Origin of the sequence: Streptomyces sp. SP18BB07 (genome assembly GCF_036322545.1) — a bacterium.
In the GTDB taxonomy this organism is placed as follows: Bacteria; Actinomycetota; Actinomycetes; order Streptomycetales; family Streptomycetaceae; genus Streptomyces; species Streptomyces deccanensis.
The window spans coordinates 135,384-152,221 of the sequence record NZ_JAQYWT010000296.1 but is presented as its reverse complement, the minus strand read 5'-3'; the positions used below and the strand labels follow the sequence as shown (position 1 = coordinate 152,221).

The window sequence follows — 16,838 nt, the reverse complement described above, 5'->3', positions numbered from 1 at the left end:
GGCCCGATGCCATGACCTCATGAGGGCACGGCGTGGGCAGTGTTGGGCCCCACTGAGCACTCCAGAACATGGAGATCGGGCAGTGGTGCGGCGCAGGGTTACGAGCAGGAGGACGGCGCCGCCGCCCACGGATCCCGAGGACCGGCCATGAGCATCCCCTGCCTCGCACGATGTGAGGACCAACAGCATCCCCGTGCAACTGCTCACCGAAGCCGCGGAACTGTCCGGCAACGTCCTTCTCGGTCCTCCCCGGTGACGGCACCACGGCCCGGCCGCGGGGAAGAAGAAGCCTTGAACATGATGCCGGGATGAGCACCGCCGCGTGGAGCCCGGTGTCCTTGGCCGTCCTGAGCGCCGGTGTCGGCCATCCGCGTCCCACTCGCCTGCTCGCGGACTGGGTCGCGGAGGCTGTGTGCCGGTCACTGGCGGCCGGCGGTGCGCGCGCCGAGGTGGAGGTGCTGGAGCTGCACCGGCTGGCGGCCGACCTCGCCCAGCACTCCGCCCAGGGCTGCGCCAGCCTCGACCTGCGGGAGGCGGTCGCGGCGGTCGTAGCGGCCGACGGTCTGGTGGTGGTGACCCCGGTGCTCGCCGCATCCCCGAGTGAGGTGTTCGACTCGTTCCTCGCCGTCCTCGGGGACGGAGTTTTGGCCGGCATGCCGATGCTGCTGGCGCTCGACAGCGGCTCCCGTTGGCAGCCGCCCGACATCACACAGGTGATACGCGGGCGCCTGACCGGCGTGCACGCCGACCCCGTGCCCACGGTCGTCGTCGCGGGCCCCGCCGACGGGCCGGCCACGGGGCGCGGCGACGCGGCGCGGCTGCGGGCCTGCATCGACCAAGCCGCCGCCGAACTCGCCGCGGCGATGCGCTCGCACCGGCGGTAACCGACAGCACTTGCTTCGAATTCGAAGTAGATGTATCGTCATCAACAGTTACTTCGAATTCGAAGCAACATCGATCGCGGTGAAAGTGAGAACCGAAATGAAGGCAGTACGTTTCCACGAGTACGGCGCCCCCGACGTCCTGCGCTACGAGGACGTGGAGCAGCCCCTCCCCGGTGCCGGTGAGGTCCGGATCCGCGTCGCCGCGACGTCGTTCAACCCCGTGGACGGCAACATCCGCGGCGGCTTCATGCGCGGCCCCATCCCGGTGGAACTGCCCCACACCCCCGGCATCGACGTCGCCGGCACCATCGACGCGCTGGGCGAGGGCGTGGACGCCATAGCGGTCGGTGACGATGTCGTGGGCTTCCTGCCGATGGACGGCACCGGAGCCGCGGCGGAGTACGTTCTAGCGCCGACCGCGGTCCTGGCCTCGGCCCCCAAGAGCGTCCCGCTGGCCGACGCCGCCGCACTCCCGCTGGTGGGCCTGACCGCGTACCAGGCGCTGTTCGACCACGGCAAGCTGACAGCCGGGCAACGCGTACTCATCAACGGCGCGGGCGGCGCGGTCGGCGGTTACGCCGTGCAGCTGGCCAAGAACGCCGGTGCTCACGTCATCGCCACGGCCGGCCCGCGCAGCAGCGAAGCGGTCAAGTCCGCCGGCGCCGACGAAGTCATCGACCACACCACCACCAGCATGACCGCGGCGGTGACCGAACCGGTCGACGTCGTGCTCAACCTCGCACCGGTCGACCCGGCCGAGCTGGCCGCGCTGGTCACCCTGGTCCGTCCCGGCGGGGTCCTGGTGAACACCACGGTGTGGATGCCCGCCCCCAGCGACGAGGAGCGCGGCGTGCGGGGCATCGACCTGTTCGTCCGCAGCGACGCCGACCAGCTGGCGAAGCTGGTGGCATCAATCGACCGCGGCGAGCTGCGCGTCGATGTCGCCGAGCGGGTGCCGCTGGCCGAGCTGCCGACGCTGCATGCACGGGCCGCCGAGGGCGCGGTGCACGGCAAGGTCATCGTCGTCCCGCCCGCCGCCTGACGCCGGCCCTCCACCGAAAGGAAAGGGCGCACTCAGCTTGGACCCCGAAATCGCCGCGGCGCTTGCCCCGATGGCCGGCGCGATGGCGGACGCCACACCACCGGCCGCAGGCGACATCGCGGCACCCTGTACCCGCTACCGCTCCTGACCCCCCATCAGCAGGGCAGAGCCTCACCACCGCGCCCCCGGCCCGTCCCACTGACCTCAAGAAAGGAAACAGTCGTGACACATCGACATGACCCGCTGGGCGCGGGCGCGGATGCGGATGCGGATGCGGATGCGGATGCGCCGTCTCTTCCCCTTCCCGGCGGCACCTGGAAACTGGGGGACGCGGCCGTCACCCGGTTCGGTTACGGCGACATGCAACTGGCCGGCCCGGGGTCATGAGCCCCCGGCCGACCACGAGGGCGCTCTGGCCGTCTTGCGTGATGCAGTCGAGCGCGGGATCACCCACATCGACACGAGCGGGGCCTACGGGCCTCGTGTGACCAACGAGCTGATCCGGGAGGCGCTGCACCCCTACCCCGACATGCACGACGTCTACCCGGCGCTGCTCGACGCCGTCACCCCGCTCGGGCTCGCCTACCTGCACCTCATCCAGGACCGACGAGGAATTCGCGCAGCACATAGCCGACAGTGGTCCACGGCACTGATCACCAACCGCGGCGGCACCCCGCTCGACACCCCAGGACGCCTTCCGCATCCTGGTGCCCATCGACCTCCCCACCGTCTTCCGCCCGGTGGCCCCGTTCCCCGGCATCAGCGGCGTGAAGAACCAGACCGAGGCCTGGGACCACGTGGGCCCGCGAAGAAACCCGCAGTTCGACGACGGCTCCCAGGCCGACGAGGAACTCACCGAGTACGTACCGGACTCCAGCTTCGCCTACCAGCTGACCGGCTTCACCAACGTCCTCTCCCGCCTCGCGGCCGGTGTACGGGGCGAGTTCAACGTCAACCCCGACGGTGACGGCACCCTCATCCGCTGGACGTACGAGTTCAAGCCGCTGCCCGGCCGCCGCTGGATCCTCGCCGGCCCCTTCGCCCCGCTCTGGCGCCGCTACATGGTGGCCGCCCTCGACGGTGCGTCCACGTCATCGAAACAGCGGAAAACAGTGAGCAGGCGCCGCTCCGGACCGGGTGACGGCCCAAATCGCCGCGGCTCCAGCCCACGAACGAGCCCACCCGACAGATCTTTGGCCAGCACATGACTGGCGTCGCGTTTTAGGTGCTCAGCCACCCCATTGATTTCACCGGATCAGTTCATCAAGGAGACAGCAGTGATGAAGGCCATCGTTTTCGACACGTTCGGCGGCACCGAGGTCCTGCACGAGGCGGAGACCGAGATCCCGGAGCCCGGCCCCGGCCAGGTCCGCGTGCGTGTACAGGCTGTCGGTGTCAACCCGGTGGACGGCAAGATCCGCTCCGGGACCATGGAAGCCATCTTCCCCACCACCCTGCCCGCGATCCCCGGCGGGGAGATCGCCGGGATCGTCGACGCCGTCGGCAAGGACGTCGACCATCTGAAGGAGGGCGACGAGGTGCTGGGCTGGTCCGACACCGGCGCGTACGCCCAGTACGCACTCGCCAGTGCGGCCGTCCTCGCCCCCAAGCCGGCCGGCCTGGACTGGACGCACGCGGCCGCCCTGCCGGTGGCGAGCGACGGCGCCGACCGCGTCCTGGACCTGCTCGACGTCAAAACCGGCGAGACCCTGCTCATCCACGGCGCGTCCGGCGCACTCGGCACCGTCGCCGTCCAGCTCGCCGTCGCCCGCGGCGCCCGTGTCATCGGCACCGCCGGCCCCACCAACCAGGAGTACGTCACCTCGCTCGGCGCCACCGCGCTGGTCTACGGAGACGGCCTGGTCGAGCGGGTCCGCGCGCTCGCCCCCGACGGCGTGGACGCGGTATTCGACGCCGCGGGCAAGGGCGCACTGGAGGACTCCATCACCCTGCGCGGCGGCACCGACCGGATCGTCACCACCGCCGACTTCCGCGCCCGCGAACTCGGCATCGTCTTCGCCGAAGGCCCGCAGCGCCGCTCGGCGGCTCGGCTGGCCGAACTGGCCCGGCAGGCCGCCGACAGCACGCTGGCGATCACGGTCGGCGCGACCTACCCGCTTACCGACGCGGCCAAGGCCCAGCAGGCCAGCGACGCCGGCCACAGCCGCGGAAAGCTCGTTCTCACCGTCGACTGACCTTCTCCCGCGGGGGCCGGCCCCGCACAGCCGCCTGCAACCAGCCGGTCCTCTCCGGTCGGTCCGTACCCACGCGATATCCGGATTCGTCGCGTGTGGCCCACACCGTCCCCCGCCCCACCCATATCCCTCTGCGTCCCTCCCTCACCGGAGGTGAACGCCCGCTTCACACCGTGTGCGGTCCTCACAAACGCACAGCATCACGGTCAAGTTCAGGCTTGCGAGTCAGGGCACCGGGATTCGCTCCGGCGTGTTCCGACCCCTTGCCCCGCTCCGCAGGAGTCCGATTCCGCCCCGGCCTGAAGGCCGGATTTTCCCTGGAGGTCCCCGATGACCATGGCCTATCTGGCGCAGCCCGAACAGCAGCAGAAGCTGGAATGGCTCGACGGGGGAACATTCTCCGTACTGCTCGACAAGGAAGCCACCGAGGGCAAGCTGACCGTGGGCCGCTTCGACGTCGCCAAGGGCGAAGCCCCGCCGTTCCACCTGCACACCCGCGAGGACGAGGTGTTCATGCTGATCAAGGGCACGGCCCTGGTGTGGTCCGGGGAGGAGGAACACGAACTGAGCGAAGGCGGGATCGTCTACCTGCCCCGCAACGTCCCGCACGGCTACCGCATCACCTCCGACCGCGCCGACCTTCTGATGATCGCCACGCCCGGCGGCATCGAGGGCATGTTCCGCCACGCCGGACGCGACCTCACCACCCCACGCCCCGACGGCTTCGAGATCCCCAAGTCCCTCCTGGCGGAAGCATCCGAACTCTACGGCGGCGTCATCCTCGGCCCGCCGCGCTGAACCGCTCACGGGCCCGAGCGCCCGTGCCGCGACAGCCACCGCCTCCGGCTGCCGCCTGCGCTCGGAGGCGCTGCCTCCGAGACGACAGCGGGTCCGTTTCCCTCCTCACCTGCGACCACCGCCGACCGGCGTCGAGCGCCGGTTGCTCAGGAGACCTTCATGGCACTCCCTGTCCTGTTCGGAGCGAACGTAGAGCCGAACGCTCTGCCCGTCGGCCGCTCCAGTGAGCAGGCACTACTCATCGACAGTCTCGGCCTGGACCTTCTCACCATCCAGGATCATCCCTACCAAGCGGCGTTCGACGACACCTGGACGCTGCTCACGTTCCTGGCCGCGCGGACGCAACATGTCACGCTCGTCCCGACGGTCAGCTCCCTGCCATTGCGTCCGCCGGCGGTGCTGGCGAAGGCTGCGGCGACCTTGGACAGACTGAGCGGCTCCCGGGTCCAGCTCGGCCTGGGCGCCGGCGCCTTCTGGGAAGCCATCGAGGCCATGGGCGGCCCCCGGCGCACACCGAAGGAGGCCGCCGACGCACTCGAAGAGGCGATCACCGTCATCCAGGCCATGTGGAGTGGCGAGCGCAGTGTGCGGACGCACGGCGCGCACTACTCGCTCGCCGGCGTCCACCCCGGCCCGGCGCCGACCCCCGGTCTGGGACTGTGGCTGGGCTCGTACGGCCCCCGCATGCTGGCCCTGACCGGTGCAAAGGCGGACGGCTGGCTTCCCTCGCACGCCTACCTCGGACTCGACGCACTGCCCACGGCTGTCCGCCGCATCAACGACGCAGCTCTGGCGGCGGGCCGCGATCCGGACACGATCCGCCGGGTCTACAACATCGCCGGTGTCATCCAACCGCAGTCGGCCGGCCCGTTCCAGGCGCCCGCCGCCCAGTGGACTGAGCACCTCGTCACACTCGTGCGCACCGTCAAAATGAACGGTTTCGTCATCTGGCCCGAACGAGACCACGCCCAGCAGATCCGCACGTTCGCCGCCGAAGTCGTACCCGCAGTCCGCGAAGCCCTCGCACGGGAAACCTGAACCTCCTTGTGCTCTCGGACCGGGCAACATGCCGCGCACAGGGATGACCTCCCGCGGCACGGACCGGAGCACGGCCCCACACGAGGGTCGGCGTCCCGCACGGCATCGGCCATACCCGTCAGGGTCTTCCTTCCCAGAGCAGCGTCCTCCCCCGTCCCCCTCCGGCTTCGAACGCCAACCAGACGATGCCGGCATCACTGCCCCGCACCGAACGGACCGAGCCTGCGCCACCTTCACCGACCAGGTACCGGCCGGGCTCGCCGCCGACTCCACCGGCCCCCGCGACCAGAAAGTCCTGGTCCTCCTCTTCGACCTGACCCCAGGTGATCCCATGAGCGACGAAGTGCCCCTCCCCGAGGGATTCGAAAGCATCACCGTCCCGGCAAACGGCATCCGGTTGCACGCCGTGGTCGGCGGGGCCGGTGAACCCGTACTTCTTCTGCACGGCTGGCCCCAGACATGGCGGGCCTGGCGACACCTCATGCCAGCCCTCGCCGCACACGGATACCGCGTCGTCGCACCCGACCTGCGCGGCATCGGTGCCTCCGACCGTCCCCCCAGCGGATACGACAAGAACACACAGGCCGAGGACATGCGCGAACTCCTCGCACAGCTCGGCATCCACGGCGGCGTGCGCATCGTCGGGCACGACATCGGTGGCATGGTCGCCTTCGCCTACGCCCGCCTCCACCCCGAGGAGGTCGAACACCTCGTCCTCGTCGAACTCGCCCTGCCCGGCTTCGGCTTGGAGCAGGCGATGGACGTGGCCTCAGGCGGTCTGTTCCACTTCGGCCTCTTCATGACCGAAGAACTGCCCGAGCTGCTCCTCGAAGGCCAGGAGAGCGACTTCCTCACCTGGTGGTTCGATCGGTTGTCCGCGGTACCCGGCATCTTCCCGCCGGAAGAGGTCGCCACCGTCGCCTCCTCCTACCGCGGATACGAGGCACTGCGCGCCGGCTTCGCGCACTACCGAACCCTCCTTGAGGACGGCCGCGTCAACCGGGCCTGGCACGAAACCGGAGGAACCCTCCCCATGCCCGTACTCGCCGTCGGCGGCGAACACAGCACAGGCGCCCGACTCACCGACAGTCTGAACACGGTCGCGCAGCGGCTGACCGGTGCAGTGATTCCGGGCAGTGGCCACTTCGTGCCCGAGGAACATCCCGATGCCTTCGCCCGCGAGCTTCTCCCCTTCCTGGCTGCCCCACCCCACCCCGCCAGGCGCACCTGAAGACACACGCGGCCGGACGCGGCCGGGCCGCCGACGGGTTCGAGGCAAACCACACCGAGAGAAACCTGGCTGGAGGCTGTCCCACAGCGGGGCAGAAGTCACCCGGCGAGGACCATGTCGCGGAGTCACTTTCATGATTGATTCGGGCCAGACAGTGGCGTTGCACAAGCGGCTGGCGGCCGTCTCACTTCGCCGGGGGCGACCTCGCGGGGCGACCGCCGCCGGAGGAGATCATCGCCTTGTTCGCGACCTCGGGGGCGGCAATGCGCTGCAAAGAGGTCTGCCAGCACCTGGGTCTGGGGACCGAGCCGCGGCATGTCGAGGGGATGCGCTCGAAGCTGAAGCGCCTCGTGGAGCGCGGGATCCTGGCCGAGCCTTCGTCCGGGCTGTTCAAGGTCGACGGCAGGAAGCAGGGGTGGTGAGCGTGATGGGGCCGGCTCGGGGTGCGCTCGCGGAGTGTGAGGACGCGTTCGCCGCCTCGGCGGGTCTGTTCGCCGCGGCGTGTGCGGAGCTGGCGGCCCCGGAGGCGGCGGTGATGACGCACGCACAATTGGAGGATCTGCTGGGGGCGCGGATGCGCGAGGTCACCCGGCAGTTGTTCCAGGACCACCTGACGCTGCGGGCCAGGGACGAGGTGCGCCGGCAGGAGGTCGTGGACGCCGCCGGTGTCGGGCGCTCCCGGATCGAGCGGGGCCGGCACCGGAGGCTGGCCACGGTGTTCGGCAAGGTCACCGTGGTCCGGATCGCCTACCGCGGCACCGGCGTGGCGGACGTGCACCCGGCCGACGCGGTGCTGAACCGGCCGGGCGGAATGCACTCGCACGGGCTGGCCAGGCTCGCCGCGATCGAGTCCGCCCGCGGCAGCTTCGCCGACGCCTGCGAGCGGATCAACGCCCACACCGGCTCCGGCATCGGGCACCGGCAGGTCCAGGAACTCGCTGTCAGCGCCGCGGTGGACATCGACGCGTTCTACGACGCCCTGGTACCCGCCCCCTGCACCGACACCACGCCACTGGTCTTGTCGGTCGACGGCAAAGGCGTGTGGGACAGCAGCACCACCCTGCCGGCGGTCCAAGCGACCGACCCGGAACGGATCGGTCAGCACGGCCTGGACATCGCGATGGCGGTGTCCCAGACCTTCTGTGTTCAGCGGGAACCGGTGGGCACGCGGATCACCGCAGTCATCGAGCTGGCCGACGATCCCGGCGGAGTCCCGGCCGGTCGGCAGCCCTCCTGACCGCGCCCGGTCGGACTCCCAAGATCCCCGACATCGTCAGGCACTCAGGGACACCCGCCCGTCATGGAGGGATGGGGCCGCCACGGTGGGGGTGGGCCGTGTGGACGTATTTCATGGCAGTGGTGATGGAGATTCCGAAGACACGGACGAGGTGGACGGGGTCTTCGGTCTCGCGGGCCTCGTCCAGGATTCTGTCGGCGCGAACTGCGCGCAGAGTCAGCCCGGCGGGATCGAAGCGCCTGTAGACGTAGTCCGCGCAGACAGGATCGGTCGTGCTGGCGGTCTGTTGGGTGACGAGGAGGTGCGCGTTGACGGTGCGTGGCCAACGCTGATGGCGGTAGCGGAGCCAGGCATGCAGTAGGGCTGCTGTGGTGTCGTCAAGGTGGACGACGTGACGGCCGTGGTGTGCGACATCCCGTGAGTTCCCCTGAGCCCCACTGAGTCCTTGTCCCCGTGGCCAGGGTGTCTGTCTCCTTGGGGTGCTCTTCAAGCTGGTGACGTAACTTCAGGATTCTTGAAGCGTTCTCTCTTCGTCCGATCGATCTGCGATTGGGGTGAAGGTGAGGAGGCTCGGGTTGGCGCTAGCAGCCGTACGCGACCTGCGCGAGTTCCGCGATCCGGTCTCGGCGGAGGAACTGGAGCAGTTCGAGACCGACGTGCTCGCCGGGTTCGTGCTCGCGCGGGCCTCGGCGGGCCTGGCGGACGGCACCATTCGCGGGGACGTTGGGCACCTGGACCAGATGCGGGCCTGGTTCGGCCGACCACTGTGGGATATGGAGCCCGCCGACGCCGACGAGTACTTCGGGAAGGTGCTGCGGGGTTCGCCGAGTGGAACCCGGCTCGCCCGCGCGCAGGCGCTGACCACGTACTTCCTGTTCCTGGAGCTGCGGCACAAGGTCGAGATCCACCGCATGACCGGGCGGGTCGTCGAGTGCCCGATCGACGAGATGAACCGGCCACGGGGTTCCAAGGACGCTGCCTTACGGATCCCGCCGACCGAGCCGGAGATCAAGACACTGTTCACCGGCTGGGGCGGCGAGCTGGCCACCTGCCGCAAGTTCGCCCCGACCGCGCGGAACTACACCGCATCGAAGCTGATGTCGCAGGTCGGACTCAGGGTGAGCGAGGCATGCAAGCTCGACCTGGCCGACATCAAGTGGGAGCTGGCCCGCTTCGGCAAGCTCCACGTGCGCCACGGCAAGGGCGCCCGCGGCTCGGGGCCGCGCGAGCGGATGGTGCCGCTGATCAACGGCGCCGACCGCACGCTGCGGTGGTTCATCGAGGACGTCTGGGGCCAGTTCGACGACGACCACACCCGCCCCGGTGCCCCGCTGTTCCCCTCCGAGCGCAAGAACGCAGACGGCTCCTCGCGCCGCGTCGGCGACGACGCCTTGCGCAACGGCCTGGCCGCTGCGGCGAAAGCCCATCTGCCCGGCTGGGCCGACACGCTCACGCCGCACGTCCTGCGGCACTTCTGCGCGTCCGAGCTCTACCTCGGGGGTCTTGATCTGCTCGGGATCCAGGAGGTGCCCGGGCACTCCTGGATCGCCACGACGATGCGGTACATCCACGTCCAGCAGACCCGGGTCGAGGACGCCTGGGTGTCCGGGCAGCAGCGCGCCGCGAAGCGGCTGGAAGGACTGATGAGATGAAGTGGAACCTACGGCTGACCGCCGCGAACAAAGGCATCTGGAAGGCGTCCGAACTCCAGCGGAGCCTGGCCGAACACGGCATGGTGATCTCGGCCGGGAAGATGTCCGGCCTATGGTCCGGCCAGCCAGTCTCCCTCAAGCTGGAAGACCTGGACGTGATCTGCGTCGTGCTCGGATGCGAGATCAGCGACCTGCTGATTCCCGAGCCCGGGAAGGTCAGGCGCCCAGGTCAGCAGGCCGGCGTCCAGGAGGCCACGACCGGCTCGATGGTGGCCCCGGCCGTGGTGCCCAAGCGCCGCGACGGCCGTTCCTTGCCGCCGATGTGACCTCCTCGCCATCACCATGGGGAAGATCAGCGAGAAAAAGTCGGCGGCCTCCTGCTCAGGCTGTTTCGCCTGGGGGCAGTTGCCCGGCCGGTTCTGCCGCGGCTGCTACACCTACGGCCAGCAACACGCCGTCGGCGAATGCGCCGGTTGCCGACGACAGGTCCCGGTCGATGACAAGTACGGCTACTGCCGTCTCTGCCGGGCTCAGGCGACCTGAGCGATCAAGGCCAGCGGCAAGGCTTCGGTGATCGAGCCGCACCTACGACAGGTGACCTGCCAGCAGCTGTTCTTCGCGAACCTCCAGCGGCCCAAGAATGGCGGGCCGCGGGTCGGCAAGGCCGGACGGCGCGTGCTGAAGCCGTCGCCGCTTCCCGAACCGCCTCGCGTGATCACGACGTCGACACAACTGACGCTGTTCACTGCCCCTCGGGACTTCCGTCGGTTCGACCGGGAACTCCACGCCGACCTGGCCAATCCCTGGCTGGTCCGGGCCCGGCAGGCCGCTCGGGCGCTAGGAGAGGCCCGCGGCTGGAGCCGCTGGATTGCCAGCGACGTGAACCGAGCCCTGGTCATCGTGCTGTCCGGCTTCCGCGAAGGTGAGTCGATCCGATACTCCGAGCTCTTCCCTGCCCTACGAGTCCGTGGACTTCCCGTCGTGCGGACCGCCGAAGTCCTCGACCATCTCGGCCTGTTCACCGACGACCAACCACCCGCCGTCGACCGGTGGTTGGAGCGAAAACTCGACGGCATACCCCCGGGCATCCACCGCGCCGTCGAAGCCTGGATTCGCACCCTCCTCGACGGTGGCCCGCGATCCGAGCCTCGCTCCCGGCGCACGACATGGGCCTACCTGAGCGAGATCCAGCCGGTGCTGTTGGAGTGGTCCAACCGCTACGACCACCTGCGAGAGGTCAGCCGGGAAGACATCATCGCGGCCCGGGACGCTGTCACCGGCAAACAGCGCGAAAGCCGCATCGTCGCGCTGCGGTCGCTGTTCCGGCACGCGAAGAAGAACGGCCAGATCTTCCGCAGCCCCACGATCCGCATCCGTGTCCCCCGGCAGACCGGCGGCGTCCTTCAAGCCCTCGACCAGGCGGACATCGACGAAGCCATCGCCACCGCCACCACCCCAGACATCCGACTCATCGTCGCCCTGGCCGCCGTCCATGCGGCACGACCGAAGATGATCCGCACCATGCAGTTGGACGACGTCGACCTGGGCAACCGGCGCATCACCGTCGGCGGCCACGTCCGCCCGCTCGACGACCTCACGCGCAGTGCGGTCCTGGCCTGGCTCGACCATCGCCGCAGCCGCTGGCCGAACACGGCGAACCCCCACCTGCTGATCACCCAGAAGACCGCCGTTGAACTCGGCCCGGCCGGCAAGCTCTGGACCACCCGGGCCACCCGCAACCTCACCGCCACCCTCGAACGGCTCCGCGTCGACCGCCAGCTCGAAGAAGCCCTCACCCACGGCGCCGACCCCCTTCACCTCGCCCTCGTTTTCGGCATCGACGAGAAGACCGCCATCCGCTACGCGGACTCGGCTCGCCGCCTCCTGGAATCCAGTTCCGAGTCGCTGAACGACGTGAAAGCATCGACGGGTGATCAAAGCTGAGGGCCTGGCCGACAGGCGCCTGCTGCAGGTGACAACGTCCTGGCACCACTACCCAGAGAGCGGGCCGTCCCTCCTGCACCTGTGGCTACACATGGACGGCCTTGGCCCCGTCCGATTCCATACAAGTGGCGACAGCTTGGCCCTGGAGATCGACCAGCCCCACGCCCCCTACGACATGGACGAGTACGGCCACACTACGGTCGAGGACGATCCACGGGACTTCCCGACGAGTCCGTTCGTCGGCGAGCAGGTTCTCTCCGTCCGAGAGATCCGCTATCGGGACGGGAACCTGGACTTCGCCGTCGGCATCACCGTTCAGTTCCCCAGCGGAAGCATCCGCATCCTCAACCTCGCCGACGAGCTCGTCCTCGCCCACGACCAGCACCTGGGCCCGGTCGAGGCGCATCTCCACGAGGTCACGACACACACGGCACCAGATCCCTCGCCGTGAGTTCGAAGCGAACTCGCAGGGCCATCTCCGCACAGCACAGGATCAGATTCGCGGGTTCCCGTTGAAGGTCCTTCACTTCGCCTGAACTCACGGAACTCTTGGCCCTGTTCTCGTATAGCTACGGCGAACGGACATGTAGCGCTGTGTGCCTGCTGTGGTCGTCGTTTCCCCTCGCCTGGCGCCTCGTTGGGCTGAACGAGTGGTCTCGGGCGTGGGGCGAGGAGTACGGGTGCGGCAGGACTGGGAGCCGGAGGACCTGATCGAGGTCTGGACGCTGCTGGAAGACGACATGAAGCGGGTGCGGAACAAGTCCGGGGCGACTCGGCTCGGGTTCGCGCTGCTGCTCAAGTTTTTCGAGGTGGAGGCCCGGTTCCCCGAGTCGGCCCAGGAGGTGCCGACCGCCGCGGTGGAGTACGTGGCCCAGCAGGTCAAGGTGCCTGCGGAGGCATGGGCGGACTACGACTGGCAGAGCAAGGCGATCCAGAGGCACCGGGGCGAGATCCGGGCGGCGTACGGGTTTCGGGCGAACACTGAGGAGGATCAGGGCCGGCTGGCCGCGTGGCTGGCGACCGAGCTGTGCCCGGTGGAGATGTCGCGCGACCGGCTTGCGGCGGCCGTGGTGGCCCGGTGCCGCAGCGACCACATCGAGCCGTCGGCGCCCGGGCAGGTGCGGCGGCTGGTGGGCCGGGCGGTCACGGACTTCGAGGCCCAGTTCTGCCGCAGCAGGTTGGAGCGGATCTCGCATGCGACGCGCTCCCGGCTGGAGGACCTGGTTGTCGGGAGCGGGGGCGAGACGGGCGAGGGCGCGGCCGGTGCGGGCTCGGTGGCAGGCGGCGGACGGTCGCACTTCGCCGAGTTGAAGACCGATCCGGGGGCGCCGGGGCTGGAGAGCCTGCTGGCGGAGGTGCACAAGCTCCAGCGGGTGCGGTGGCTGGAGCTGCCCGCGGACCTGTTCGCGGACGTGTCGGAGAAGCTGGTGGACGCGTGGCGGGCGCGAGCGTCGAAGGAGTACCCGGCGAACCTGGAGCGGATGACACCCGCCCGGCGCCTGACGCTGCTGGCGACGCTGTGCCATGTGCTGCAGACGGAGATCACCGACTCACTGGTGGATCTGTTCATCCAGCTCGTACTGAAGATCAACACGAGGGCGGAGCGGAAGGTCGACAAGGAGCTGAATGCCGAGCTGAAGAAGATCCGGGGGAAGGAGGGCATGCTGCTGCGGGTCTCCGAGGCGGCGCTGTCCGAGCCGTCCGGCACGGTGCGGCGGGTTATCTACCCGGTGGTCGGCTGGGAGAAGACGTTGAAGGCGCTGGCGGCGGAGGCCGCGGCGAACGAGGCGCGCTACAAGGCGCGGGTCCGCACCGCGCTGCGGTCGTCGTACTCGGCGCGCTGGCGGAGGATGCTCTCGCCGCTGCTGGGCTCGCTGGAATGGAAGTGCAACAACACCGCTTACCGGCCGGTGATGGACGCGATCGCCCTGCTCAAGCGGTATCTAGAGCAGCCGTTGAAGGAGGGGGCGTTCTTCGATCCGGCGGAGAGTGTGCCGCTGACGGGGGTGGTGCCCGAGCAGTGGCGGGCGGCGGCGGTGGACGACAAGGGGCGGGTCGAGCGCATCCCGTACGAACTGTGCGCGCTGGTCGCACTCCGGGACGCGGTGCGCCGGCGGGAGATCTGGGTGGTGGGGGCGAACCGGTGGCGCAACCCGGAGGACGACCTGCCCGCCGACTTCGAGGACAACCGGGACGTGCACTACGCCGCGCTGGGCCAGCCGCAGGACTCCGGCGAGTTCATCAGCGCCCTGCAAGAGCGGCTCCGCACCTCACTGGACTGCTTCGAGAGCGCCTTGGCGGAGGGCACGACGGGTGGGGGGCCATCGTGAAGAAGCACGGCGAGCCGTGGATTCGGGTCTCCCCGCGGGCGAAGCAGGAGGAGCCTGAGAACCTGGTGGCGGTCAAGGGCGAGATCGAACGGCGCTGGGGCACCATCGACCTGCTGGACATCCTGAAGTACGCCGAGTTCGACACGGACTTCATCGCTGAGTTCACCTCAGTGGCCACCAGGGAGAACCTGTCCAAGGACGTGCTGCGGCGCCGCCTGCTGCTGGTGCTGTTCGGTCTGGGCACCAACATGGGCATCAAGCGGGTCGCGGTGACCGGCAAGCACGGCGAGTCCGAGGCGACGCTGCGGCGGGTGCGGCACCTGTTCGTCAACCGGACCAACATGCGCGCGGCCCTGCGCAAGCTGGTGAACGCCACCTTCGCTGCCCGGGCCGAGATGTGGTGGGGCACCGGTACGGCGTGCGCCTCCGACAGCCGCAAGTTCGGCGCCTGGTCCTCGAACCTGATGACCGAGTGGCACCAGCGCTACCGCGGCCCCGGCGTGCTCATCTACTGGCACGTCGAGCGGAAGTCGGTCTGCATCTACTCCCAGCTCAAGAGCTGTTCGGCCTCCGAAGTCGCCTCGATGATCGAGGGCGTGCTGCGGCACTGCACCGACATGGACGTCGACCGGCAGTACACGGACACCCACGGCGCCTCCATCGTCGGCTTCGCCTTCGCCCACATGCTCGACTTCAAGCTGATGCCGCGGCTGAAGAACATCGGCTCCGCGAAGCTGTACCGGTCAGCCGCCGGGCAGGACGAGAAGTGGCCGAACCTCGCACCGGTGCTGTCCACCAAGACGATCAACTGGGACCTGATCCGCCAGCAGTACGACCAGATCGTGAAGTACACCACCGCCCTGCGCCAGGGCACCGCCGAAGCCGAGCAGGTCCTGCGCCGCTTCACCCGCGGCGGCCCCAAGCACCCCACCTACCAGGCCATCGAAGAACTCGGGCGTGCCGTGCGGACCGCGTTCGTCTGCGACTACCTCGCCGACGTCGAAATGCGCCAGGAGATCCACGAGGGGCTCCAGGTCGTGGAGAACTGGAACTCCGCGAACAAGGACCTCTTCTACGGCAAGGACGGCGACCTGGCCGACGCGGACAAGGAGTCCCAGGAGGTCAGCATGCTCGCGCTGCACCTGCTCCAGTCCGCTCTGGTCCACGTCAACACGCTGCTGGTGCAGCAGGTCCTCGCCGATCCGAAGTGGGCCGACACCCTCACTGACGCGGACCGGAGGGCGCTCTCCCCGCTGTTCTGGACCCATGTGAATCCCTACGGCCGGTTCGAGCTGGACATGAACAGACGCCTCGACCTGGACCTGACCGCCCGGGACGCCGTGCCCAGGCCGCGCGCCCCCGAGGGTAGACCGGCGGTCCTGGGGTGAGGAGCTGGGGCTCCGATCGCCTACGAACAGCATCTGGTCACCAGCACCCTCGCCGCATAACGACACAAACGGGTGTCCACTTCACGGGGGAAGGTTCAGTCGGCGTGTCTTCATGGGCCGCGACAACCTCCTGGTGCGAGCATCTTGACGCCGTCGCCGCCGAACTCGATGGCCGCCCACGCAAAACGCTCGGCTGGGAAACCCCAGCCGAGCGCCTGCATAAACAGCTCGCGGCCTGATCGACACGACCACGTGTTGCGGAGCCCCCTGAAACCGCCGTGGTAGCGGGCCTTACGCCCGTGGCGGGAGGGCAGACGAGCTCAGAGCTGGGTTTCGCCGCCGTCCACGGCCAGCTCGATGCCGGTGGTGTACGTGGCATCGAAGGCGAGGAATGCGGCCGCCTTGGCGAACTCTTCGACGGTGCCGTAGCGCTTCATGGGGTTGCTCGCGGTCCGCTCCGCCCTGAACTGGTCGGCGGCCTCTTTGGACAAGTTCATCGTTTCCAGAATCCCCGAGTCGATGGGACCCGGGCTGATCGCATTGACACGGATTCCCCGCGGAAGCAGCTCGCGGGAGAAGGTGCGGGCCATCGAGCGCAGCGCCGCCTTGCCGGCCGCATAGACGCTGGTGTCCACCATGCCGATGACGTTCGCGATCGAGGTGGTGAGGACGATGCCGACGTTCGCGCTCAGCAGCGGAGCGAGCTTCTGCACAGTGAAGAAGGCGCCCTTGACGTTGATCGCGAACAGCTCGTCGTACACGTCCTCGGTCGTCGACTCGAGGGGCGTGAGGGGTGAGATGCCGGCGTTGACGAACAAAGCCTCGATCGAGCCGAGCTCGCTCTTTACACGGCCGGCGAGCATATCCAGGTCGGACAGTGAGGCCACATCCGCCTGGACGGCCACGGCATTCTCGCCGAGCCGCTCGCGTGCCGCGTTGAGCTTGGCCTGAGAACGGCCGGTGATCACCACGCGGGCTCCGCCTTGCACCAGCAGCTCCGCCAGCGCGAGCCCCATGCCGCTGCTGCCACCCGTGATCACCACATTCTTGTCGCTGTACTTACCCATGCCGAGGTTGCTCCGTTCCCTCATCAAAAACG

Annotated in this window: 16 protein-coding genes and 1 pseudogene; 16 read left to right on the top strand and 1 reads right to left on the bottom strand. The window is 68.9% G+C overall.

From position 1 onward, the window contains the following. The first annotated feature begins 308 nt into the window (after positions 1 to 308). The 16 genes and pseudogenes from PUR53_RS18190 to PUR53_RS18115 all read left to right on the top strand — a co-directional run bounded on the left by PUR53_RS18190 (position 309) and on the right by PUR53_RS18115 (position 15,739). Positions 309 to 884 carry an NAD(P)H-dependent oxidoreductase gene (locus PUR53_RS18190; protein WP_329908906.1) on the top strand — a complete coding sequence of 192 codons (576 nt, stop codon included), beginning with the start codon at positions 309 to 311 and terminating at the stop codon, positions 882 to 884. A 97-nt stretch (positions 885 to 981) separates the two neighbouring features. Continuing rightward, positions 982 to 1,926 carry an NADP-dependent oxidoreductase gene (locus tag PUR53_RS18185; RefSeq protein ID WP_329908905.1) on the top strand — a complete coding sequence of 315 codons (945 nt, stop codon included), beginning with the start codon at positions 982 to 984 and terminating at the stop codon, positions 1,924 to 1,926. A gap of 360 nt (positions 1,927 to 2,286) precedes the next feature. After that, positions 2,287 to 2,455 (top strand): annotated as a pseudogene (locus PUR53_RS18180) (aldo/keto reductase); the annotation flags it as partial. 178 nt (positions 2,456 to 2,633) lie between these two features. Beyond that, on the top strand, positions 2,634 to 3,134 hold the full coding sequence (locus PUR53_RS18175) for an SRPBCC family protein (protein WP_329908904.1): 501 nt from the start codon (positions 2,634 to 2,636) through the stop codon (positions 3,132 to 3,134). Between the two features lie 72 nt (positions 3,135 to 3,206). Next, a complete protein-coding gene (locus PUR53_RS18170) occupies positions 3,207 to 4,121 on the top strand; it encodes an NADP-dependent oxidoreductase (RefSeq protein ID WP_329908903.1) in 915 nt (304 codons plus the stop codon). A gap of 330 nt (positions 4,122 to 4,451) precedes the next feature. Further along, complete coding sequence (locus PUR53_RS18165; RefSeq protein WP_099945715.1) at positions 4,452 to 4,919, top strand: cupin domain-containing protein; 468 nt, start codon at positions 4,452 to 4,454, stop codon at positions 4,917 to 4,919. Positions 4,920 to 5,078: 159 nt separating this feature from the next. Next, on the top strand, positions 5,079 to 5,957 hold the full coding sequence (locus tag PUR53_RS18160) for an LLM class flavin-dependent oxidoreductase (protein WP_329900733.1): 879 nt from the start codon (positions 5,079 to 5,081) through the stop codon (positions 5,955 to 5,957). Between the two features lie 331 nt (positions 5,958 to 6,288). After that, positions 6,289 to 7,188: an alpha/beta fold hydrolase gene (locus PUR53_RS18155; protein WP_329908902.1), complete on the top strand. Its 900-nt coding sequence runs from the start codon at positions 6,289 to 6,291 to the stop codon at positions 7,186 to 7,188. 239 nt (positions 7,189 to 7,427) lie between these two features. Next, positions 7,428 to 7,610 (top strand): hypothetical protein, encoded by a 183-nt coding sequence (locus tag PUR53_RS18150; protein WP_329908901.1) that lies wholly within the window; start codon positions 7,428 to 7,430, stop codon positions 7,608 to 7,610. After that, entirely contained in the window at positions 7,607 to 8,425 is an 819-nt protein-coding gene (locus PUR53_RS18145) for a hypothetical protein (RefSeq protein WP_329908900.1), read from the top strand. Before PUR53_RS18150 ends, PUR53_RS18145 begins: the two co-directional genes overlap by 4 nt. A 575-nt stretch (positions 8,426 to 9,000) precedes the next feature. Beyond that, complete coding sequence (locus PUR53_RS18140) at positions 9,001 to 10,077, top strand: tyrosine-type recombinase/integrase (RefSeq protein WP_329908899.1); 1,077 nt, start codon at positions 9,001 to 9,003, stop codon at positions 10,075 to 10,077. Further along, a complete protein-coding gene (locus tag PUR53_RS18135; RefSeq protein ID WP_329908898.1) occupies positions 10,074 to 10,403 on the top strand; it encodes a helix-turn-helix domain-containing protein in 330 nt (109 codons plus the stop codon). Before PUR53_RS18140 ends, PUR53_RS18135 begins: the two co-directional genes overlap by 4 nt. A 244-nt stretch (positions 10,404 to 10,647) precedes the next feature. Beyond that, complete coding sequence (locus PUR53_RS18130) at positions 10,648 to 12,021, top strand: hypothetical protein (protein WP_329908897.1); 1,374 nt, start codon at positions 10,648 to 10,650, stop codon at positions 12,019 to 12,021. Between the two features lie 136 nt (positions 12,022 to 12,157). Continuing rightward, positions 12,158 to 12,472 carry a hypothetical protein gene (locus PUR53_RS18125; protein ID WP_329900741.1) on the top strand — a complete coding sequence of 105 codons (315 nt, stop codon included), beginning with the start codon at positions 12,158 to 12,160 and terminating at the stop codon, positions 12,470 to 12,472. A gap of 229 nt (positions 12,473 to 12,701) precedes the next feature. Continuing rightward, positions 12,702 to 14,351, top strand: a complete 1,650-nt coding sequence (locus PUR53_RS18120; protein ID WP_329908896.1) for a DUF4158 domain-containing protein — start codon at positions 12,702 to 12,704, stop codon at positions 14,349 to 14,351. After that, positions 14,348 to 15,739 carry a transposase gene (locus PUR53_RS18115; RefSeq protein ID WP_329908895.1) on the top strand — a complete coding sequence of 464 codons (1,392 nt, stop codon included), beginning with the start codon at positions 14,348 to 14,350 and terminating at the stop codon, positions 15,737 to 15,739. The genes PUR53_RS18120 and PUR53_RS18115 overlap by 4 nt, the downstream gene beginning before the upstream one ends. 320 nt (positions 15,740 to 16,059) lie before the next feature. Here the strand turns inward: PUR53_RS18115 and PUR53_RS18110 are convergent, their stop codons facing one another. After that, entirely contained in the window at positions 16,060 to 16,806 is a 747-nt protein-coding gene (locus PUR53_RS18110; RefSeq protein WP_329908894.1) for an SDR family oxidoreductase, read from the bottom strand. Positions 16,807 to 16,838: the final 32 nt, after the last annotated feature.